Here is a 22,757-nt window from a genome sequence, read left to right as displayed (position 1 = left end):
GGTTTCCTATCCTTGCTTGCGCTTGTTCATGAAGGCAAGCCGTTCAAAAAGGTGAACATCCTGTTCGTTTTTCAAAAGAGCCCCATGAAGCGGCGGAATAAGTTTGTTTGGGTCTGAAGACTTCAGAACATCTACCGGGAGGTCTTCAGCCATTAAGAGCTTCAGCCAATCCAGGAGTTCGCTTGTAGAAGGTTTTTTCTTCATGCCTGGCACTTCGCGAATATCATAGAAAATATTCAGTGCTTCGCGAACAAGTGCTTGTTGAATGCCAGGATAGTGCACTTCGATAATATCCCGCATGGTATCCTTGTCCGGGAACTTGATATAATGAAAGAAGCAGCGCCGCAGGAAGGCATCAGGTAACTCTTTTTCATTATTGGATGTGATAATCACAATCGGACGATGCTGGGCTTTGACAGTTTCACCTGTTTCATAGACATGGAATTCCATGCGATCCAGCTCGAGAAGGAGGTCGTTCGGAAACTCAATGTCAGCCTTGTCAATTTCGTCAATCAACAGGACAGGGGTATTGCCGTGTGTGAAGGCTTCCCACAGTTTACCGCGTTTAATATAATTGCGGATATCTTTGACTTTTTCATCCCCAAGCTGGCTATCCCGCAATCTGGATACAGCATCATATTCATATAGTCCCTGCTGGGCCTTCGTCGTGGATTTAATATGCCATTCAATCAGGTCGGTGCCGAAGGACTGTGCTACTTCATTTGCCAGCACTGTTTTTCCCGTTCCTGGCTCTCCTTTAATAAGTAAAGGCCGTTTCAGTGTCGCTGCAGCGTTTACCGCAACCTTCAGGTCTTCAGTAGCTACGTAGGAATCTGTGCCGGTAAATTTCATGTTCATGCCTCCGAAAACTCTGGGGTGGATCTGATCTTGTCAGCAAATTAGTAGCAACTGACCGGATAATCAATCCTTTTACCGTCTTAATGGTCAAATATTTGACCTGTGAGTATGTTCGTCATGCCTGTCACAACGCAAAAAGCCCTGCGCCACCATAGGTAATGGGCAAGGTAAAAGGGTTATAACGACACTGCGCTGTTTGCAGTGGTCATGTTTACTCAGCTACAACAACAGTGTCGTTATACTTCGTCGTCTACAACGATGCCTTCCGCATCCCGGTAATACGCAAGAAATTCCAGAATTTCTTTACTTGGGAATTGGTTCAAGACCTCTCCAGAATCTTTATCTACGCTTTGGTAGACAAACATACCAGAATCGTCCTGATCAATACGAAGGCGCGTATTGGGGGCAATTCTACCTTCAGGAATAAATTCCTGAATTTTTTCTGCCGCGGCCTCAAGCGGATCACGATTTTTCGCTGCCTCGTCATTTCGAGCGGTAATTTCGGCCTGCACTGACTGAGCCTGTGCAATTGGTCCTTGCCTCTCGGGTGGCGAAAAACGCTCTACGCCTTGGGGTTGTTGTTTATTGCTGGTGGCTTTCAGATTGACAACCTGGGCCCCACCAACGGTGTTTCCTATATCAGCCATCATCTTATCTCCAGACACTAGTCTCCCACATGTTCTTGGTCCTTCTGCTTCTAAGATGGGTAAGCCGTTTCCAGCTTACCCATTAGGGATTACTCTTAACGGAAGAGGCCGAGAACTGTACTTGGAGCCTGGTTCGCGATGCTGAGAGCCTGAAGGCCCAGCTGCTGTTTCACCTGCAGGGACTGCAAGTTAGCAGATTCTTTTGCGAGATCAGCGTCAACCAGGTTACCGATACCAACTTCGATGGCATCAGACAGCTTGGTGATGAAGCTCTTTTGCAGTGACAGACGCTTAGAACCTGCACCCATTTCTGAGAGAGCAGTATTAACGTCATCAATCGCTGAGTCGATGGCAGCCACCGCGTTAGAAGCAGCTGTAGCATTTGCACCGATGGTAGATGTATCAAGAGCAAGGCCAGACAGGGAAACGTCCTGAGCAGCCACAGTGATTGTATTGCCTGCATCTTCACTTGTAATTGCTACAACGTCAGTACCACCAGTGTTCACAACATTAATGCCGTTGAATTCAGCGTTAGTAACGATAGAGTCAATCTGATCGCGAAGCTGCAGAAAATCTTCATTCAGAGAAGTGCGGCTGTCTGCATCCAGACCATCGTCAGCTGCTGCCACTGCTTTACCCTTCATTTCGATCAGCAGGTCAGATACTGCTTCCGCAGCAGCAATACCTACGTCGAGTGAAGACAAAGAGCGATCAAGCGAGCTTTGAACGGCACCTAGGCCAGATACCTGACTGCGAAGCTTCTGCGCAATTGCAAAAGTAGCAGCATTATCTTTGGAGCTTGCAACTTTCAGACCCGTGTTAATACGAGACTGTGTAGTTTCCAGCATGGAGTTGGTTTTGTTGAGGTTCTGAAGTGCAACCAGTGCACCAGCATTAGTATTTACCGAAAAAGCCATTTTGCTTTCTCCTTTTTGGAGTTTTTATAAGGGCCTTTTGCCCTTGAGACTTTTTGTCTCGATTATTGTATTGCAAATATTGGGCCAATTCAAAAAATACAACCAAATAAGTTAAGTTAATGAATTAAAACAAAAAAATTGAATAATATTTAAAAATTTAACTAAATTATTGCCTTCGCATAGGGCAATATATACCACGTAACAGGAAAAAAATGCCTATCAACGGCTAGGGGTGGGCAATATTTGCCGTAGTAGGGGGTGGGTTTTTTGGGTTCTGCCTCGGTGTGTGATTGTGAAGGCTATGGCTAGTTTTGAATGTGACTGCATTACACGCACCGATTTTGATCTTATGGTTGGGGCAGTTGGGGGAATAGAAAAAGGGCCCCGAAGGGCCCGTAAAGCTCTGTTAAGTATGTGTATGATCTTATCTGAACAGTGACAATACTGTACTTGGAGCCTGGTTCGCGATGCTGAGAGCCTGAAGGCCCAGCTGCTGTTTCACCTGCAAGGACTGCAAGTTAGCAGATTCTTTTGCGAGATCAGCGTCAACCAGGTTACCGATACCAACTTCGATGGCATCAGACAGCTTGGTGATGAAGCCCTTTTGCAGTGACAGACGCTTAGAACCTGCGCCCATTTCTGAGAGAGCAGTATTAACGTCATCAATCGCTGCGTCGATGGCAGCCACAGCATTTGCGCCAGCTGTAGCATTTGCGCCAATAGTAGATGTATCAAGAGCAAGGCCGGATAGGGATACGTCCTGAGCAGCGACAGTGATTGTGTTTCCTGCATCTTCACTTGTGATCGCAACAATATCAGTACCGCCAGTGTTCACAGCGTTAATGCCGTTGAATTCAGCGTTTGTAACGATCGAGTCAATTTGATCGCGTAGTTGCAGATAATCTTCGTTCAGAGAAGTGCGGCTGTCTGCATCTAGGCCGGCGTCTGCTGCTGAAACGGCCTTGCCCTTCATTTCGATCAGCAGGTCAGATACTGCTTCTGCAGCAGCAATACCCACATCAAGTGCAGAGATCGAACGGTCAAGTGAGCCTTGCACTGCACCCAAACCAGATACCTGGCTGCGAAGTTTTTGCGCGATTGCAAAAGTAGCAGCATTATCTTTGGAGCTAGCAACTTTCAGGCCCGTGTTAATACGAGACTGAGTCATTTCCAGCATAGAATTAGTTTTATTGAGGTTCTGAAGTGCGACGAGTGCGCCAGCATTTGTGTTGACTGAAAAAGCCATTTTGAGATCTCCTTCTGAGATATACGTTTCATTCTAAACTATGTTGAGCATTTTGCTCGGTGAAGCTTTTTGCTTCGACACCTACTTTGCATCAAGCATGCCAATTTGTAAATATGGATAGTGTAATTTTTATAAATTATTGATATTAAATGATAATATTAGGTGCTGGTTCAAAATTCATCATTTTGGTCATGCTGCATTTAGGCGGAAAAAATTTCCGTACTGGGCATATGTTGCCGGTGGAAATGGGTAAATATTGCCTGTCTGTGCAGAAATTGCCGAGTAGCGGATACATGCAAAAGCTGCTTCAAGTCCATTAAAGCTGCACCAAGTCTATCGAGGAGTATAGGTTCGTGCGAATACGATCTGAAAACGGTTCGCTTTCATTGGCCGTGGTGTGCCGTTTTTCTGTTTTCGTGTTGGTGAGACCAGTTGAGCAAGGTCAGATTGAAGAATCTGTAGGGGTGTAATCAGTAGGAGGTGCAGGCTGCGGTGCAGCTGGCTGCATGGCAAGACCTTCCATGATGGTTTTGTTAATATTGATAAGGTCCTGAATACTTTCTTCACCCCGCATCACAAGGCTGGAATGCTTGGATACCCATATAGATAAAGAGACAATAGATGCCCGCAGCTGGGGAGGGAGGCCATTGCCTTCCATCCCGCAGTCTGTGGAGAATGTGGACCACATGCGCCGGTTCCAGTCCAGAGCATCTGCCAACTGGGTAATATTCTTTGGATTTTCCCCCGCATCCATCAGCGCCTTGGTAACCTGTGCGAAAAGACGGTATTCTGTCTGACGCGGGTCTTCATTCTGCTGCTGTGTCTTCTGGTAGGCCTTGTAGGACATCCAAAAATTCTCCTGGGAACGCTTGGCAGTTATTGACTGCCGTTCATAACTTCTGCTTCGTATGCGATCAGCTTTTTACAGTTCATAAGGGCTTTATAATAATTTCTCGCCATTACGTCCTGGCTGATTTGTACGCACATATTCAATACTTCGGGAGCGCCAATGGCCCCCATAAATTCTGTCATTCTTAGTACAAAGGCATCATAATACTGGCTATAATTCTTTTCATCCATATACATCAGCATGATCGGGAAATAGACATGTCGCGCAGGTGTTGTCACCTCTTGCTCCTGCATTATATCCTTTTCACGCAGTATTGATGCCTTGTTTTGAACAACCAAAGTTGTCCGCTTATCCCCATTTGCAATAACCGCGCCATTGATGACCAGCTTTTCTTCTGGCTTTAATGAAAGCTTTAAGGCCATTCTGCTCTCCCCTTGATCCTGTGCTATATATTATCCGAAGTTTGTCTAAATAAAGTGTTACCTTAGCTAAATACTGGAAATATTGTCACTTTATTTTTATTCACATTCAATAGATAACTGTTTTTGGTCTATAATTTGCTTGGATATAGATATTGCCGTTATCCTGAATAGGGTCGGCATGGATGACAAAATTACAAGCTTCTCAGTTAAAGGGGGAAAGTGTGCGAAAGAAAAAGACTCCATCAATGGGAAGCGTTGATTTTTCAGATGATAAATTTATGGACAAGCACCTCAGGTCGGGTGAGCGTATGCCGGCCAAGGTGCGAAAGATGGTCCGTGAGGCGAAAAAGCACCAGCAAGAGGGTAACTGGGCCGAAGTAGTGAAGGCCATGAATGCCGCTTGGAAATATGCACCGGATAATTTGGAAGTTTTGATGGTTCTGGCTTATGCGCTCGGCAAGCTGGGTGTGCGAGATAAAGCGCTGAGTGTTATTGAACATCTTTTGTCGATCCATGAACCCAATAGTACCATTTGCCAAATCATGGGGTCATTAGCCATTGAGATGGGTATGTATGACATCGGGGCCAAGCTCTGGCGTGTAGTATTGCAGTTTGAGCCAACCCTTGTTTCAGCGTACGTCAATTTAATAACATGTATGAAGGAAATCGGGCAGCTGGATGAGGCGGTGGCTTTGGCGCAACAGGTACTGCCTCAATTCCCGCAAGAAGCTATTCTTTGGAACGCACTTGCAACGGTTGTGAAGGAGCGGGATGGAGAAGAGGCGTCCATCGTATTTTATGAAGAGGCTCTCAAGCTGGAGCCTGATAACGCCATGTTCCTTAGCAATATTGCTAATGTGTTAGAGGATCCAGAACAATGCATTAAGGTTCTCAGACGCGCTCTTGAGGTTGATCCGGAATTTACAGAACCAAAAATAGCTCTGGCGTATCGATTATTACAAAAAGGTGATCTGGAGGAAGGTTTCAATCTCTATGAGGCCAGACATAACTCCCGTAGGAAGCAAGGTCAGAATGTCATTTATGCTAATAAATTTCCAAGGTGGGAGGGCGAAAACCTTGAAGGAAAAACACTTCTGATCATGAATGAACAGGGGCTTGGGGATGAAATACTCTTTGCCAGTGTTTATAAGGAGATTATTGCTAGGGCAAAAAAAGTTATTCTAACTTGCGACATACGACTGAAAACGCTTTTAGAGCGTAGTTTTCCTGAAACGGATGTCTATCCAGCCCATGACGGAACAGCCCATGGATATACATATCGTACCTATAAAGAACTGCAATCCAAAATTAATCGGGGTGAGGAGCATGTAGATTACGCGGTACCTCTGGCGTCCCTGCCGAAATATCTGTGGAAAACGTCTGCTGATGTTAAGGGAATGCCAGTTCCCATGTTTAAGCCAGACCCAATGTTGAAGCAAATGTGGGAAAAACGCGTATCCTCTGTGGGCGAAGGGTTGAAAGTAGGGATTTCCTGGGCGTCAGGCTTAACGCAAGGTCGGTCGAAAGGAGCGTATCTTACCCTGCAACAAATGGCACCAATTCTTAGTGTGTCAGGGGTAAAGTTCTTTAACTTACAATATTCCAATTATGATGAAGACATCAGGTTGGCCCAAGAGCAGTTAGGCGTGACAATACATCACTGGGATGACTTTAATGTCAAGCATGACCTGGAAGGCAATATTGCGTTGATGTCAAGCTTGGACCTTGTGCTTGGGCCAACCTCTTCACCACAGCTGATGGCTGCGGCAGCGGGAGTACCTGTTTGGTGGATGACACCCGGAACGGTTTGGTGGTTGTTTGGGTCTAAGTCCGATGCGCCTTCAATTTATAGTAAAGGTCATTTGTTTGATAAACAGTCTCCGTACGGCCCCTGGGATGACACGGTAGAGGAAGTAAGTAAGGCACTAGTTGATTTCAGAGACAAGAAGCTTGCCAATGACTGATCCATTTTTCATCGCAGAGGTTTCTTCCAACCATGCTTCCGATCTTGATAGATGCTTTGAATTTATCAAAGCAGCAAGTGACATTGGATGTGATGCCGTCAAATTCCAATTGTTTAAAGTGGATGATCTTTTTGCCCCGGAAATTCTGGCCAAAAGCCCGGACCACCAATCTAGAAAAGAATGGGAGCTGCCGGTAAGCTTCCTACCTGACTTGAAGGCCAAGTGTGATGAGGTAGGTATTCAATTCGCCTGTACGCCGTTTTACTTAAAGGCTGTGAAGGAGCTGGCACCTTATGTGGATTTCTATAAAATCGCTTCGTATGAGCTTTTGTGGGATGAACTGATACAGGCCTGTGCAAAAACGGGGAAGCCACTGGTCTTGTCAACAGGCATGGCAACGATGCCGGAGATTGAACATGCAGTCTCGGTATTCAAGAAGGCTGGCGGTCAGGAACTGACAGTGTTGCACTGCGTGTCAGGCTATCCTACCCCTCCAGCCAGCTGTAATCTAAAGGCTATTCAAACAATTCGTGATGTTATTGGTTCGAAAGTTGGCTGGTCAGATCACACCCGTGATCCATATGTCGTGAACCGAGCAATTGACCGGTACAGCGCGGATGTGATCGAGTTTCATCTGGATCTTGATGAGCAAGGGGCGGAATATTCCGCCGGGCACTGCTGGTTGCCGCAGGAAATGGCTGAGGTCATAGCTGGTAGACGCAGAATCAAAGGCGCAGACGGTACAGGTATCAAAGAGCCTACCGCCGCTGAAATTGATGACCGGCCCTGGCGTGCAGACCCAACAGATGGGCTGCGTCCAACATTGAAAGTGCGTGATGAATGGCGACAAAAGCAGTAGCAATCATCGGGGCACGCCTGAACTCAAGTCGGTTACCGGGTAAACATCTTCTGGATTTGGCGGGCAAGCCTCTTATAGCGCGCCTTGTTGACCGTCTGCGTACATGCCGTTCACTGGATCAGATTATTCTGGCAACAACAAGTGATGATTATAATCAGCCGCTTGTGAATTGGGGCGCGGGATACGGGGTTGAAACGCTTGCCTTTGATGGTGATGTGAATGACCTGATGGACCGTGTTGATGCAGCGGTAAACCTAACGGATGCTAAAATTGTCGTATATATCTGTGGCGATAGCCCGCTAGTTGACCCGGATACTATTGATATGCTTGTTGAGGCCCTTGATGCAAGTGGCACCGCAGACCTGGCGCAGCTTGCACCGCTACCCGCCGGCAAGAAGTACATCCATGAAGGTTTTGATGTTTATAGACGGTCGTTTTGGAATGAAATGATGGGACTGTCTCAAAGTGATTTTGAGCGGGAGCATGTTGGCTCCGTCTATCATCATTTCAAAAAATTGCCTGATGCAGAAGTCTGTTCGGTAAAAGGTGATCCAGTATTCTATTCGATTGATCACAGGATATCTGTCGACACTCCGTCTGATTATCGTTTTATGAAGGCTCTCTATAAGAACTGGTATGGTGAAAACAGGCAGAAAACCATTGTATCACTACCTTGGGTAATTAAGCAGATTCAGCAAGACCCTGACCTTCGCCGTATCAATGACGGTGTAAGGCAAAAGACGGTCACGGACAGGTCCAAAAAAGTATGGTTGATCACTGAGGCAGGCGGGACTGTTGGGCTTGGACATTTGTCCAGATGTATGATGCTTGCAAATTTCCTGCAGGATACTTTTTCAGCCGGGGTGCATGTGTCAGTTGTCGGTGACGCATTCCACAGCGAAAAACTGAACCTTGTACCACATGCTTTTGTACCGTCTTTTGAAAGCCTGAAGGATGTCTCTGCTGACCTTTGCATTATGGATGTTAAGACTAACACCCCTGAAATGCGGCAAATGGTTGAAGATATTAAAAGCGCAGGCTGCACGGTTGTCGGTATTGATCATACTGCAAGGTATTTTGACTGCGATGCAGCAATAATCCCGTGTCATTATGTTGACGAAGAAACCAGAGCGCGATATGGCGACGCTTTGCTTTCTGGTTGGGAAAGCTATCTTATACCTGACATGCCAGTGCGCAATCATATTTCCCGACACACAAAACGCATAGGTGTTTTTGCCGGCGGGGCAGACAGACGCTTGGCAGAGTTTTGGGCAGAAGGGTTGGATAAGGCCTTGCCCCAAAGCATAGATATTGATGTTTTTTCCAGGGACTTATTTCAAACTACCGACGTATCGGGTGCGATGGGTAACCGATTGCACATAAAAGGGTTTGATGCTCAACTATCCCTTAAATTATCCGAGTATGATGTGTTTCTTTGTGTGCACGGTGTTACTTTGTTTGAGGCAATAAAAGCACGTGTGCCAACTGTTGCCCTCATTCCTGAAGAACTGAAAGGGAGCGACGAGTTAAGAGACCTGGCTGATGTTGCTGCCTGCGTGTTGTCACATTCGAGGGAAGAAACTATTCAGGCAGCTGTCTCTTTGGCAGAATCTTATGAGCAAAGACTGTATCTTTCCGAGGTAATGCAGAAGCTGGACATAGGGTCGGTAGAAGTTTTGAAGAACTTTTTATCAGCCTATCTTGATATGTAGGCTGTTTGTCTTTCAAAGGTCTTTTGAAAGACATGGTCAAAGGGTATTAGAAGTTTTAAAGTCGACTGGGGTGTTTGTTGCCCACAGGGAAAAATAATAAGGTGCAAGCGGGTTATGAACCTAAATGATTTAAATGCAATCGCTAACCGGATACGTTCCGGATCTATTCAGGCGATTTATAATGCACGGTCGGGCCATCCCGGGGGCTGCTTGTCTATCGCAGAGATGCTTGCTGTGCTCTATTTTGATGAAATGAATGTGCGGCCTGATCAACCAAACTGGCTTGGTCGAGACAGATTTATTTTGTCCAAAGGGCACGCATGTCCTGCGTATTATATCGCGCTCGGGATGAAGGGATATTTTGCTGAAGAAGAAGCCTTGACGCTAAGAAAGATAGACAGCCGGATGGAAGGTCATCCCGATGTTCGTATTCCGGGGGTTGACGCACCTTCTGGTTCGCTCGGTATGGGGCTAAGTCAGGGACTGGGCATGGCACTGGGGGGAAGGTTTCAAAATATGGACTTCCGTACCTTTGTTCTTTTAGGGGACGGCGATATGCAGGAAGGTAATACCTGGGAAGCTATTATGGCTGCCGGTCATCATAAAGTTAGCTCGCTGACTGCACTTTACGATGCGAATAAGCTTCAGGGGGATGCATCCGTTGCAGACCAGATGAATATGGGCGATGTCGCCGCAAAAGTACAAGAATTTGGCTGGCAGGTACTGTCCATTGACGGTCACTCTATTGAGGATATTCAGGAGGCGTTGGCGACCGCGCGGTCATGCACTGATAAGCCAACCTTCATTGTTGCTGATACAGTCAAAGGAAAAGGCGTTTCCTTTATGGAAAATGTTCTTCGGTGGCATGGCAGTGTCACAATGACCGATGAGGAACTGCATGCATCACTGATAGAATTGGGAGTTAATTAGATGACTTCTCTGGACTTTTGGACGCCGGGTGATGAGGTTTCTGTACGCGATGCTTTCGGGCGAATTTTATCATATATGGCAGACCAGCGCGCTGACTGGGTTCTCCTTGATGCTGATGTTGCGGGTGGTACGGGCGCAAAACCATTGGTGAACAGTCACCCTGACCGCGTAATGCAGTTTGGAATTGCAGAACAAAATATGATGGCCGCCAGTGCGGGTGTTGCTGATACGGGGTTAATCCCGGTCGTGTCTACCTTTGCTGCATTTGGATGTATGCGTGCGCATGAACAGTTCAGGACCGCCGTTGCATATGCTGGAAGAAATGTAAAACTATGTTGTTCCCATATCGGGCTTGATGTTGGTCCTGATGGCGCAACAGCACAGATGCTGGAAGACCTGGCAACAATGCGGGCTATTCCGGGGGTGACAGTTATCAGCCCCGCAGACGCCAACGAGTTTATGCTGGCATTTCAGGCTATTTTGGACCATGAGGGACCAGTTTATATGCGTATTGGGCGTAGCCCGACCCCAGTGGTTTATGATGCGTCGCACCGTTTTGAAATTGGACGCGCGCACCGTATCAGAGACGGTCGGAGTGTCTCTGTCTTTGCAACGGGTGTCATGGTCGCCCGTGCACTTGCCGCAGCCGATGTTTTGGCAAAGGATGGGATAGACGTGCGCGTTGTCAATGTCTCCACGATTAAACCAATTGACCAGCAAGAGGTAGTGTCTGCGGCACAGGAAACTGCAGGTATCGTCACAGCCGAGGATCACAATATCCTTGGTGGTCTGGGTGGTGCTGTTGCTGAGTGTCTTGCAGAACATTCTCCTGCGCCCATGCGGTTTGTTGGTGTGCGGGATACCTTTGGTAAGTCAGGCGAACACGATGAATTACCGGCTCTTTTTGGAATAGACAGCGAAGCAATCATTAAAGCATGTCGCGAGTTAACTGAATAAGGAATAGTCAATGGCAGTCACTACCAATGATCTAACAGGCAAGATTTGTCTGGTCACTGGCGGCAGCAGGGGGATCGGACGTGCTATTGTCACTGCCTATGTGCGTGCCGGGGCCGAGGTTTATTTTACCTATGCGACCAATCAGAAGGCAGCGCATTCGCTTTGTGACGAGCTAGGGCTTGATCTTGCTCGGGCTGTTTGTGCAGATGTGCGTGATCGGATAGCGGTTGCTGCGTTATTGAAAAATATTGATACAGATTTTGGGCGCCTGGATGTTCTTGTGAACAATGCGGGGATAAATAACCCTACAGATTTTGACCAAATTACGGACGAAGACTGGGACGAAATTCTGGCAGTAAACCTGAAAGGGCCTTTTATAGTGACGCAGGCAGCGCTCTCGCTTCTAAGGTCATCAAACGCTGGCAGTGTCATTAATATTGGATCGGTTTCAGGGCAATATGGTGGGCCCCGCACAGCACACTATGCTGCTAGCAAGGCGGGACTGATTTCACTTGGTCAGGTTATTGCACGGTTTCTGGCAACAGATAATGTGCGGTGTAATACACTTGCTGCCGGACTTGTGGAATCTGAGATGGCGGCGTCTGCAATGAACAGTCCTGCGGTCAAAGCGGCGGCTGAACAGGTTCTGCTGAAGCGTTTTGCCACTATGGAAGAAATTGCGAATACCGCGGTTTTCCTGGCTAGTGATACTTCATCCTATATTACAGCCCAGACTATCAATGTTAATGGCGGCTTATATTTTTAATCAGTTAAGCGCGGTTGCAGGATACAGGTAGGCCGGGGCATTTGGGACAAAATATGGACAAAAAAACACTTCTTATTATTGGTGCAGGGCTGGAGCAGATCAAGGCGTACGAGCAGGCACGTGAGCGCGGTTTGACGGTCGTTGGTACTGATATGAACCCGGAAGCGCCGGCGCTTGCCTTTGCTGATTATCAGATTTTAGCCAGCACCCGGGATGTTAATGACACATGTGAAAAGGTCAAAGCCTTTGCCATGGACCATCCCATTGATGGTGTTATGACAATTGCCAATGATGTACCCTACACAGTAGCCAAAGTTGCTGAAATGCTTGGGTTGCCAGGTGTAGACCCAATGGCAGTGAAAAACCTGACCAACAAGGTTGTCATGAAAAAATGTTTCGAAAGTGCGGGTGTGGATACGCCGAGTAGTTTTGAAATCACATCGCTTGATCAATTAAAGGAAATTGCCGCAACCCTGACTGGGGATTTTATTCTGAAGCCATCTGATGGGCGCGGTGCAAAGGGTGTATTGCTGGTTGACCAGACTATGGATCTGGCATGGGCATTTGACCATGCGGCGGAGTATTCTGATAATAGTGTCTTAATTCTGGAAGAGTTTGTACCAGGTCCGCAGTTGTCAGTTGAGGGGATGTTTGTTGACGGCGAGTATGTTGCCGTTGCCTATGCGGATAGAAATTATGACAATCTTGAAGATACCAGGCCGTATATCGTAGAGGACGGCGGTACGACCCCGTCCAAGTATGATGATGCGATGCTAGAGGAAATTCGCGCAGTTATTGAAGCTGGTGCGCTATCGCTTGGGATCAATACGGGTTCTGTCAAGGCGGATATTGTTCTGCGAGACGGCCATACCCCTTCCATTATCGAGCTTGCTGGCAGACTGTCAGGCAATTATATGGCTACACACCATATACCCTATGCGTACGGCATTGACCTGGTCGGAGCTGTCATTGATTTTGCGCTTGGAATACCTGTCAAAAAGTCATCGCTGCAACAAAAACATCAACGGCATTTGGGATTGCGGTTTTTCTTTCCAAAGCCAGGACGCATCACTGCTATTGAGGGTGTGGAGACTTTGGACGCTGATCCAAATATGTATTATTATGCGATATATCCAAAGGTGGGGGATATTCAGCCTGCCATAACCCATCACGGTGCCAGAGCAGGGACAGTGATGCTGAAGGGGGATACATATGATCAGGCAACTCAGAACGCTATTGATGCAATATCGCGGGTACGTTTTGTGATTGAATAGCTCCTTCCTCAGGCAATAGGTACAGCAAGCTTTGATAATTACTTCTGCTTACACAGTTTTTCATCTGAATTTGGCGTTTTCTTCTATACGGGAAGAAGACAGACAAACTGTGATAAAACGGTGTTATTGGCCACTTCTGCATTTATGTGAAGCGGGCTACCCGGTCGGTATTGAACTGACCGGCTATACGCTTGAAGAAATCCAGAAAATTGACCCGGCGTGGGTAGAAACATTTCGACACCTGCTGTCTGAAGGCAAGGCAGAGCTGATCGGCAGCGGATTGGCGCAGATTATAGGGCCGTTAGTGCCGCCAGAAGTAACTGCCTGGAATTTGAAGTTGGGAGCCGCGATATATCAGGACCTGTTGGGGGTAAAGCCACTGGTGGCTCTGGTGAACGAGCAGGCCTACACGCCGGGTCTGGTTCCTATCTACAAGAATGCTGGCTATGAAGCATTGATGCTCGATTGGGCAGATGCTGCAAGTTATAATCCTGACTGGAGTCTGGATTTGAAAAATACGCCGCAACTGATCTGCGGGGAAGGCGGGCAGACAATGCCTGTTTTGTGGTCAGATGCCATGACTTTTCAAAAATTCCAACGTTTTGCCCACGGTGAATTGTCACTTGAAGAATACAGTGAATTTATCACTGGTCAGATAGCGCGCGGCGTGCAGGCGTTACCACTTTATACCAGCGATGCAGAAGTTTTTGATTACAGGCCGGGCAGGTTTGGGACAGAGGCTGAGCTGGATGCCGTATTAAGTGAATGGGAACGCATCTCTTTGGTGCTTGAGGCTATGAAGCAGCTTCCAGAAGTATCTTTGCAGTTGCCAGGAGAAATATTGCGGGCATATGTGCCAGATGGCATCCCGCTATCGCCCGAGACAGCAGAGGCACCTGTGCTCGTTAAAAAACAGCGTAAATATAATATACTGCGCTGGGCAGTAACGGGCAGAGACGATCTAAAGTTAAATACACTTTGTTGGCGTGCGTATGAGGGGCTGAGGGCGCGCGGTGATGCCAGTGACATAGACTGGCGGGCACTTTGTCTTTTATGGGCGAGCGATTACAGGACCCATATTACGGAATGCCGTTGGCGCAAGCTGCCTGAGTATCTGCAGCAACTCAATATCCCCTTGTGCCACAAGGCATCAGATATGGATTTGCCCGGTGAATGGCTGCAGCTTGAAGACTTTTTGGTCACTACGGGTACTGGTAGGGATGTTTCTATTTGTCATGATCGCCGGTTTGTGACTATCCAGTCGACCAAAGGGTTTGTCACCTTCAACCTTGCACGGGGATGTGCAATACAGGCAATGGGATTTGGGGAAGCCACAACGCCTGGGATTGCGCCAGGTGATACAGCAATTATCGGTACGTTGGGGCATGGATATTTCGACGATATATCTTTGGGAGCAGATTTCTATAGTGGGCATTTGGTTGTGGAGCCCACAAATGGAGCAAAAATTACCGACCTTGCCAAGGCCGGATATTCTTTCCGGTATGACAAGGAAGCACAGCGAATACTGATACGCTGTATGTTTGATCAGGGCGAACCTGCATACACCAAGTATGTAGCGATTGATCTGGGCCAGCATACAGTAACGGTCCGATATGAATTTAGCTCCCTGACGTTGCCAGAAGGGGTGGTGCATGCGGGTTTTGTGACGCTAAACCCAGAAATTTTTAAAGTAGCCGGTTTGCATTTTGAGTCTGGAGCAGGTGGTCAGCATCCGCAATTTTGTTCCCTTGTGAACGAAGGGACAATCAAGCCTGTGTCGCATGCGCGGCCTGTTTCTCGTTTGGTGTCTGCATCTGGTGCAATTCCAATGACCGATGGAATGCTGAAGATAGGGGATTTGGATAAGGGCGTTGTCCTGCAGATGCACCGTACGTGTGCTGCAAGTGTTGGCATGATAGAATCTATACCGGTCAGGGGTTCTTTTTTTCTACGCGGGTTTCTTAGCCTGCAGGAAACAGATGAAACGTCAGGTCGCGAACATTTGGGGGTGCTTGATAGCTATCCTGATCCGGTGTTGGAATATACCATATCTCTCTATCAGAGTTAGGGTGTTTTGGGCTTTGTGCTAACATATTGTCTTGCCTAGATTTTCTTTGATTATTTAGTTGCGGGTGCTATTGTTGACCAACTGGCAAGTGTGTCAGGCCGTGATAACGAGGTGGGCCAATGGATTTAAACGGAAAATCAATCCTGATTACCGGCGGGACCGGTTCTTTCGGGAAGACACTGATGCGACATCTATTGGACCATCATAATCCTGCAAGAATTATTCTGTTCGCCCGCGGTGAATATAATCATTATTTGGTCCAGCAGGAATTATCGCAGGACGAGCGTAACAAGGTACGCTTCTTTATTGGTGATGTGCGTGACCCAGACCGGTTGGTGATGGCGTTTCGCGGGGTGGATGTGGTCATTCATGCTGCTGCCCAGAAACAAGTACCACTGGCAGAATATAATCCGTTTGAATGTGTCCGCACGAATATAGTTGGTGCGGAGAATATCGTACAAGCCGCAATACGGACAGATGTCAAAAGGGTGGTTGCTTTATCAACTGACAAGGCTGTGAACCCTATTAATTTGTACGGGGCCACCAAGCTTGCCTCGGATAAGATATTTGTGGCTGCGAACTCATTGGGGTCGGGCACAGATACACGTTTTTCGGTTGTGCGGTACGGTAATGTTCTTGGCTCCAGGGGAAGTGTTATTCCCTTCTTTCGCAAACTCCTGAAAGAGGGCGCAACGGAAATACCTGTTACTGATCCGCGGATGACCAGGTTTTGGATCACGCTTGATCAGGCGGTCGCCTTTACCATGTCTTGTCTTAATACAATGCAGGGCGGCGAAATATTTGTTCCCAAAATTCCGTCTATGCGTATCACAGATCTGGTTGAGGCAATGGCACCCGGCAGCAAGACCAAAATCATTGGGATTCGGCCCGGTGAAAAGCTGCATGAAATCATGATTACTGAAGATAATGCGCGGCATACAGTGAATATGCCTGACCGCTATGTCATTGAGCCGGAGTGGAGTTTCTGGGGCAGACGTGAACTTGTGTCCAGTGATTATCCGCTTGTTGAGGAAGGGTTTCAATATTCCAGTGACCTGAATGATGACTGGCTATCAGTCGAAAAACTGCGGGCAATTCTGGAAGACTTGCATATTGAAGAGTAGGTAAAACCATGGCCCACTGTTTATTTCTTCCATACGGGCAACACACTATCGAAGAAGATGATATTGAGGCCGTGTCAACCCTGATGCGGTCTGGTGCTTTACTGACATCTGGGCCGGAAGCTGACTTTTTTGAAGCAGAGTTCGCTGCAAAGGTGGGAAGTAAAGAGGCAGTTGTTGTGTCAAATGGTACTGCAGCACTCCATTTAGCAGTTTTGGCTGCGGGGTTGGGGCCAGGTGATGTCGCTGTCGTTCCTTCTGTAACTTTTCTTTCTACCGCAAATGTGGTGCGTATGGTCGGGGCAGAGGTTGTTTTTGCCGATGTTGACAATAACACTGGTCTGATGACGCCAGAGACTTTAACCGATGCTATTCAGCGGGGGGGCAGTAGGGTGCGTGCCGTTCTGCCGGTGCATTTGAATGGGCAAACCTGCGATATGGAATCCCTATCGGCTATTGCGCGCAGGCATAATCTGTTGGTTATCTCTGATTGCTGCCATGCCTTGGGTGCGGAGTATGCTGAAGGCGGGAAGCCAGGTGATGGCCATTTGGAAGATATGGGATGTTTTTCCCTGCATCCGGTAAAGTCCATCGCGATGGGGGAAGGTGGTGTTATCACGCTGAATGATGCAGCACTGGCGGACAGATTACGGCGTTTACGGTCACACGGCATGACAAGGGATCCAGATAGTTTTACAAATACAGACATGGCAGTCAGTGCCGAATCCGGTTCTAATCCCTGGTATTATGAAATGCAGGAGCTGGGCTATAATTACCGTGCGACGGATATTCAGTGCGCGCTTGGCCGGTCACAGTTGAAAAAGCTGGATAGGTTCGTTGCCCGCCGTCGGGAAATAGCCGCCATCTATGATACATCATTCAAGGCTGTTCCAGCTGACATCATGCAACCCGTCAAACGTTGGGCAGGTGAAAGCGCCTGGCATTTGTATCCCGTTTTGATTGATTTTGGCAGGATAGGACTGGACAGGGCAGGGGTGATGACAGCCCTAAGAGACCGGTATCAGGTTGGAACGCAGGTTCATTATATTCCCGTCCATTTGCAGCCTTATTATAAAGCTCGGTACGGTGTGCAGGATTTGCCGGGTGTGGCCCATTATTATGAAAGATGCTTAAGTTTGCCGATCTTTCCTAAAATGACAGACGATGATGTCCGGCATGTTTGTATGTCATTATGCGACATATTGGGTGTTGCATCAGCCTGATTTGATGTTTACGGGCTAAGCAAATCATACCCATGTGGTACCCTGCATATAGATAAAAGGCCGAACCTCACGGCTCGACCTTTTACACTACCTGAGTAGCTGGAAAATATTACGGATTTTAGCCCTGGAATAGGCTCAGGATCGACTGAGGCGACTGGTTCGCGATACTCAGTGCCTGAATGCCAAGCTGCTGTTTAACCTGCAGGGCCTGAAGGTTGGCGCTTTCCTTGGCCATATCAGCATCCACCAGATTACCGATACCAACCTCGATAACGTCTGCCAGTGTTTCTGCGAAGATCCGGTTCTGTTCCAGGCCTTTGGCGCCTGCACCGAGACGTGTCAGAACAGCGTTCAAGTTATCGATTGAATCGTCAATATTGACAACTGTGGCAGCCGCAAGGGTCTGGGTACCAATTGTCTGTGTCGCAGAGATCAGAACGTTACCGCCACCAAGGGTCAGGTTCTCATGCGCAACAGTCAGAAGTTCAGTTGCATCTGCACTGGTGATCGCTTCCACCAGGTCGGTACCGCCATCAATCAGATTGGTACCATTAAATTCTGAGTTCGTAATAATTACATTGATCTGGTCACGCAGGGCCACAAAGTCCTGGTTCAGATAATTTCGGCTGTTGGCATCTAGGCCGGCATCAGCGGCTGCAACAGCTTTTTCTTTCATCTCGATAAGAAGGTCAGAGATTGCTTCCGCACCAGCCAGGGCAACTTCTGTTGTTGAGATACCACGGTCAAGAGACTGCTTAACAGCATTGAAGCCGCGCAAGTCAGCACGCAACTTTTGCGCGATGGAGAAGACTGCTGCGTTGTCTTTAGCAGAAGAAATCTTCAGACCTGTATTAATATGTGTCTGTGTTTCAGCAAGCTCCCGATTGGTGCCACTTAGCTGACGGAGTGCGTTTAAAGCACTTTCATTTACGTTAATTGAGAAGGACACTTTTCTTCCCCTTTCCATAATATTTTTTCACTACCGCAAGCGGCTTGCCCTGATATAAGCAATAGGTGTGCCAGTTTTTAAAACTCAATAACCTATTGAAATATATAATAAAATATAAGTGTATGGATGTGTGCCACCTGTTAGTGCTAGTTTTTACCTACTGGCTTTTTGGGTTCTTTGTGCCTCTAAGGGAAATATATGCCCGGCACAGTTCGCCGATTGGTGACGGCAAATGTGTCAATACGCCAAAGTCAGGAGGAAACGATCTTGGCACCACTTGGGTTGTGGCGTGATGGATGGGATTTGCGTTTTTTCCGCCTAGGGTCTTCTCGTCGTGTATTGGTAGTATTTTCCTGGAGCAGGCAGGGGGCATGCCTGTAGATTGGAACCAGGGCGATATTTGTCACAGAATGGACTGGTACAGCTGATGTGGACACGGTCTGCGGTGTATGTTGTGGAAGGGGAATAGAGGCTTTGGCATTCATGATGCCAAATAATGTATTGATGAAGACTTTTTGCACATTTGGGGTGCTGGTTGTTTTCAGAGATGCCTGGAAATGGTGTGCAGGAATTGTGTCGTTTTTCAGAAGGAATAATCCAGAATTGGGTCTTGTCACGCCATCCATCAGATAACTTTGTTCAGGCTGATTGAGGTGGGGCGTGCATGGGCAGGTTTTCTAAACGCTGCATTTGCACCGTACCCAACCACGGGACGGTTTTTGCGGGAGACTTCTTCCCCTACTGTTTTAACAATGCCTTCCGTTACGGCTTTTAGGCGTAAAATTACGCGGGCATGATCACGAAGGCTTTCCCGAAATTCATCAGTTATCTTCTTCAATGCTTTGCGAGCGGGGGAATCTTCCGGCCCCAATTGCTTTTCGTTCACACGGACTTTGTTAAGTGTATCTCTATATTCGGCCATCAGGCGATGTTTGTCGCCGTGCAGGCGCTGTGCTTCATCTGTCTGGTGGTCTTTTAAATACTGCGTTTCACGGTCTATCAGGTCTTTTAATTGACGAGTAAGGGACGCCAGCTTCGCGCCGTGACCATTTAGCGCAGACATGGTTTGTGTCTGATCAATGCCAGCATTGCCTGAAGTCTGTGAAGTCTGCATCATTTATGCCTCCTGAAACTTTAAAAGCTCTGCGTAAATATTGTCAGCCAGTCCAATGCCGCCATTTCGGGCGACTTCTTTACTGACACTATCCACCATCATTGACCGAAAAATGCCCTCAGCCTGACCGCCGCCCATCAATTCATCAGTGCCGACGGTTTCAAACATGGGGGATAGTAACTGAGAGATGAATACTGCTTCAAAATCAACGGCCGCTTCACGCAGGGCATCTTTGTCAGCGCCCTTTGCTTTGCCAAGCAGGGCCGCCTGTCCGGCTGTTGCCTGGGCGCTTCTTGCCTGATCCGAGGCTATGTTTACCATCATCGTTTGCATGGTTACATTACCTTGATTTCTGCTTGCATCGCGCCGGCCGCCTTGATTGCCTGTAAAATGGAAATCATGTCGCGTGGGCCGATGCCTAGAGAGTTTAGACCATTGACCAATTCCTGCAGGGATACTGCCTCTGGCAGGACTGACAGGCGCCGGTCGTCATCATTTTCAACGCCCGCCTGAGTTCTGGGCACAACAACTGTTTCTCCTCCCTCGGAGAAGGCATTTGGCTGTGATACCACGGGTGTTTCTGTAATTCTGATTGTCAAGTTCCCTTGTGCGATGGCAACAGGGCTGATCCGAACCTCGGATCCCATAACAATGATGCCGGTTCTTTCGTCTATAACGACCTGGGCTTTATTGTCGGGGCGAACTAATAGCTGTTCAATTTCCGTAAGGATATTCACCATGGGAAGTTCATAGCCAAGGGGACGATCAAGCTGAATGGTGGATGGATCAATGGCGCGTGCCATAGATGTGCCAAGATAACCATTAATGGCATCTTCAACGCGTTTGGCAGTGGTCAGATCCGGATTATGGAGTGACAGCTTGATGCTTGTTAAGTCAGAGAGCTCAAAATCGATCTCTTTCTCAATGATACCGCCATTGGCAATGCGGCCATTCGTAGGCACACCTTGCACAATATTCGCGGCTTCGCCCTGCGCACTAAATCCTGCAACTGCTACGCCGCCTTGTGCCACAGCATAGACTTCTCCGTCAAAACCCATCAGGGGCGTTGCGAGGAGTGTACCGCCTTTAAGGTCACCGGCATCGCCCATGGATGAGACATTGACATCAATTTTTGTGCCTGCACGGGCAAACGCGGGCAGGGATGCGGTTACGAGAACAGCTGCCGTGTTTTCTGGTTTCATTTCAGTGTCTTTTGCGTTGATGCCTAGTCGTTCCAACATAGCCTTAAGGCTTTGATCCGTGAAAGGTGCGTTTCTTAAGGTGTCGCCTGTACCGTTCAGACCGACAACTAACCCATACCCAATCAACTGGTTTTCTCGAATGCCTTCAATGTTGACGAGATCCTTAATGCGGGAGTTCGCAGCCGAGGGCGTGGACAGGATAATTGTTGCGGCAATACTGATCGCCACAACTGACCAAAGTTTCTTCGAAATTGCTAATAGTGCATTCTGCATGGTTCATATCCTCATTGGCATCATCAACCGGCTGGTTCATTTTTGCCGGTGACACAAATATTCGAAGTAGGGTATGCGAATTGTGTGCCAACCATGTTTTTTTGATAACATGTTGATCTGTTTGAGATATTGATACAGGTGTAAGAGGTGGTATCATAGGTGCAGGCAGTTATTGCCGATATGAATCCTTTTGCTTGCTGATACGGTAAAGAGGGAATAATGTAAGAGTATGAAAATTTCTGGACCAAATAGAATTCAGCCTAAGTCAGTTGACAAAAGCAAAAAGAAACCAGCTGCGGATGGTGGGGCTTTTGCCTCTGCGCTAAATAGCACGGAAGAAGTGCACACCAGCGCAGGTATCTCTGGTGCGTCTCCGCTTACTACTGTTGGCGCCCTTATTGGCTTGCAAGAAGCTCCAACCGCGACGGAGGGGCGATCAAAGGGGTTGGCACGTGCGGATGAGATGCTTGATGTGCTGGAAGATATACGCCGAGGTCTTCTTTTAGGGGCGATTCCTGTTCAGAATCTTGAAACCCTTGCCCGTACTGCCAGAGGGCAGCAAAATAAGACAAATGATCCTGTCCTGAACGAAATTCTTGCAGAAATAGAACTCCGCGCAGAAGTCGAGCTAGCCAAGTTAGGCTATTGATTTCAAGGGCTTGTTAAACACGCTCATTCTATATTCATCAAAATGTTATTCATCCTTTTTTAACGCTTGTGAAACACTGGATAAACCAGTATATATCCACCACTCTCACGGGGGATGTACGCATTTAGATCGAGAAAGTTTTAGGGAGTGACCATGTCAGCAGTAAAACTTCAAGAAAAGGTTCATGTGCCGGAAGGATATGTTCCAAGCGTTGAAGAAGAGTTCATGAATCCAGTTCAGCTTGAGTATTTTCGCCAAAAATTACTGGCCTGGAAGGACGACATTCTAAGGGAATCAGCTGAAACATTACAGAATCTGCAGGAAGACAATCTGCGCGAACCAGATATTGCTGATCGTGCATCTTCTGAAACAGATTGGTCTGTTGAATTGCGGACGAGAGATCGTCAGCGCAAGCTTGTTTCCAAAATTGATAGCGCACTGCGCCGTATCGCAGAGGGGGAGTACGGATACTGCGAAGTAACGGGTGACCCAATTAGTTTGCGCCGTTTGGATGCTCGTCCGATTGCTACCATGTCGATTGAGGCACAGGAAGCACATGAACGCGCAGAGAAAATACATCGCGACGACTAATTCAAGTATTTATTAGATAGCTCCGACCCTTATAAGGAGCACCAGAAGGCTGCTTTTGGCAGCCTTTTTTCTTGGATGTGCTAGAGTTGGCCAGACGTAATCTCTAAAGGTCGGGCTCCTTGGCGCATGCATAATTTGTGGGCTCATTGGTAACTATTGGTTTAC

At 47.6% G+C, this 22,757-nt stretch carries 22 protein-coding genes; 12 read left to right on the top strand and 10 right to left on the bottom strand.

Translation table 11 applies throughout. The annotated features are described in order from the left end of the window. Window positions 1-6: 6 nt before the first annotated feature. From IE181_RS13060 to flbT, 6 genes are all read right to left on the bottom strand, one after another. Window positions 7-852, bottom strand: a complete 846-nt coding sequence (locus IE181_RS13060; RefSeq protein ID WP_191253646.1) for an AAA family ATPase — start codon at window positions 850-852, stop codon at window positions 7-9. Window positions 853-1,094: 242 nt separating this feature from the next. Continuing rightward, a complete protein-coding gene (locus IE181_RS13055; protein ID WP_191253644.1) occupies window positions 1,095-1,505 on the bottom strand; it encodes a flagellar protein FlaG in 411 nt (136 codons plus the stop codon). Between the two features lie 95 nt (window positions 1,506-1,600). Then, complete coding sequence (locus IE181_RS13050) at window positions 1,601-2,422, bottom strand: flagellin (RefSeq protein ID WP_191253642.1); 822 nt, start codon at window positions 2,420-2,422, stop codon at window positions 1,601-1,603. A 424-nt stretch (window positions 2,423-2,846) separates the two neighbouring features. Next, complete coding sequence (locus tag IE181_RS13045; protein WP_191253640.1) at window positions 2,847-3,668, bottom strand: flagellin; 822 nt, start codon at window positions 3,666-3,668, stop codon at window positions 2,847-2,849. 442 nt (window positions 3,669-4,110) lie between these two features. Beyond that, window positions 4,111-4,515, bottom strand: coding sequence for a flagellar biosynthesis regulator FlaF (gene flaF, locus IE181_RS13040; protein ID WP_191253638.1), 405 nt, complete (start codon window positions 4,513-4,515; stop codon window positions 4,111-4,113). A gap of 29 nt (window positions 4,516-4,544) precedes the next feature. Continuing rightward, window positions 4,545-4,940, bottom strand: a complete 396-nt coding sequence (gene flbT / locus IE181_RS13035; RefSeq protein WP_191253636.1) for a flagellar biosynthesis repressor FlbT — start codon at window positions 4,938-4,940, stop codon at window positions 4,545-4,547. 221 nt (window positions 4,941-5,161) lie between these two features. Between flbT and IE181_RS13030 the strand changes: the two genes are divergently transcribed. From IE181_RS13030 to pseC, 10 genes are all read left to right on the top strand, one after another. Further along, complete coding sequence (locus IE181_RS13030; RefSeq protein ID WP_191253634.1) at window positions 5,162-6,904, top strand: tetratricopeptide repeat protein; 1,743 nt, start codon at window positions 5,162-5,164, stop codon at window positions 6,902-6,904. Further along, the gene (locus IE181_RS13025) at window positions 6,897-7,763 is read left to right on the top strand and encodes an N-acetylneuraminate synthase family protein (protein ID WP_191253632.1); all 867 of its coding nucleotides are present in this window, start codon (window positions 6,897-6,899) and stop codon (window positions 7,761-7,763) included. Before IE181_RS13030 ends, IE181_RS13025 begins: the two co-directional genes overlap by 8 nt. Then, entirely contained in the window at window positions 7,745-9,475 is a 1,731-nt protein-coding gene (locus IE181_RS13020; RefSeq protein WP_191253630.1) for a cytidylyltransferase domain-containing protein, read from the top strand. The genes IE181_RS13025 and IE181_RS13020 overlap by 19 nt, the downstream gene beginning before the upstream one ends. Window positions 9,476-9,589: 114 nt before the next feature. After that, complete coding sequence (locus tag IE181_RS13015) at window positions 9,590-10,405, top strand: transketolase (RefSeq protein WP_191253628.1); 816 nt, start codon at window positions 9,590-9,592, stop codon at window positions 10,403-10,405. Beyond that, window positions 10,406-11,362: a transketolase family protein gene (locus IE181_RS13010; RefSeq protein ID WP_191253626.1), complete on the top strand. Its 957-nt coding sequence runs from the start codon at window positions 10,406-10,408 to the stop codon at window positions 11,360-11,362. It begins immediately after the preceding gene. Window positions 11,363-11,372: 10 nt separating this feature from the next. Next, on the top strand, window positions 11,373-12,128 hold the full coding sequence (locus tag IE181_RS13005) for an SDR family NAD(P)-dependent oxidoreductase (RefSeq protein WP_191253624.1): 756 nt from the start codon (window positions 11,373-11,375) through the stop codon (window positions 12,126-12,128). Window positions 12,129-12,181: 53 nt separating this feature from the next. Continuing rightward, window positions 12,182-13,402, top strand: a complete 1,221-nt coding sequence (locus tag IE181_RS13000) for an ATP-grasp domain-containing protein (protein WP_191253622.1) — start codon at window positions 12,182-12,184, stop codon at window positions 13,400-13,402. A gap of 109 nt (window positions 13,403-13,511) precedes the next feature. Further along, a complete protein-coding gene (locus tag IE181_RS12995) occupies window positions 13,512-15,470 on the top strand; it encodes a polysaccharide deacetylase family protein (RefSeq protein ID WP_191253620.1) in 1,959 nt (652 codons plus the stop codon). A 119-nt stretch (window positions 15,471-15,589) separates the two neighbouring features. Continuing rightward, window positions 15,590-16,594 (top strand): UDP-N-acetylglucosamine 4,6-dehydratase (inverting), encoded by a 1,005-nt coding sequence (gene pseB / locus IE181_RS12990; RefSeq protein WP_191253618.1) that lies wholly within the window; start codon window positions 15,590-15,592, stop codon window positions 16,592-16,594. An 8-nt stretch (window positions 16,595-16,602) separates the two neighbouring features. Then, the gene (gene pseC, locus IE181_RS12985; RefSeq protein ID WP_191253608.1) at window positions 16,603-17,814 is read left to right on the top strand and encodes a UDP-4-amino-4,6-dideoxy-N-acetyl-beta-L-altrosamine transaminase; all 1,212 of its coding nucleotides are present in this window, start codon (window positions 16,603-16,605) and stop codon (window positions 17,812-17,814) included. Window positions 17,815-17,932: 118 nt separating this feature from the next. On the opposite strand, the gene IE181_RS12980 is transcribed toward pseC, so the two are convergent. From IE181_RS12980 to IE181_RS12965, 4 genes are all read right to left on the bottom strand, one after another. Beyond that, window positions 17,933-18,763: a flagellin gene (locus tag IE181_RS12980; RefSeq protein WP_191253600.1), complete on the bottom strand. Its 831-nt coding sequence runs from the start codon at window positions 18,761-18,763 to the stop codon at window positions 17,933-17,935. 625 nt (window positions 18,764-19,388) lie between these two features. Then, window positions 19,389-19,880 (bottom strand): hypothetical protein, encoded by a 492-nt coding sequence (locus tag IE181_RS12975; protein ID WP_191253597.1) that lies wholly within the window; start codon window positions 19,878-19,880, stop codon window positions 19,389-19,391. Continuing rightward, window positions 19,881-20,210: a rod-binding protein gene (locus IE181_RS12970; protein WP_191253595.1), complete on the bottom strand. Its 330-nt coding sequence runs from the start codon at window positions 20,208-20,210 to the stop codon at window positions 19,881-19,883. 2 nt (window positions 20,211-20,212) lie between these two features. Further along, complete coding sequence (locus IE181_RS12965; protein WP_191253594.1) at window positions 20,213-21,352, bottom strand: flagellar basal body P-ring protein FlgI; 1,140 nt, start codon at window positions 21,350-21,352, stop codon at window positions 20,213-20,215. 229 nt (window positions 21,353-21,581) lie between these two features. Between IE181_RS12965 and IE181_RS12960 the strand changes: the two genes are divergently transcribed. Then, window positions 21,582-22,001, top strand: coding sequence for a flagellar assembly protein FliX (locus tag IE181_RS12960; protein WP_191253592.1), 420 nt, complete (start codon window positions 21,582-21,584; stop codon window positions 21,999-22,001). A gap of 153 nt (window positions 22,002-22,154) precedes the next feature. Next, entirely contained in the window at window positions 22,155-22,592 is a 438-nt protein-coding gene (gene dksA, locus IE181_RS12955) for an RNA polymerase-binding protein DksA (RefSeq protein ID WP_191253590.1), read from the top strand. Window positions 22,593-22,757: the final 165 nt, after the last annotated feature.

It is taken from the genome of Kordiimonas sediminis (genome assembly GCF_014656395.1).
In the GTDB taxonomy this organism is placed as follows: domain Bacteria; phylum Pseudomonadota; class Alphaproteobacteria; order Sphingomonadales; family Kordiimonadaceae; genus Kordiimonas_A; species Kordiimonas_A sediminis.
This window is presented reverse-complemented; position numbering and strand designations above follow the sequence as displayed.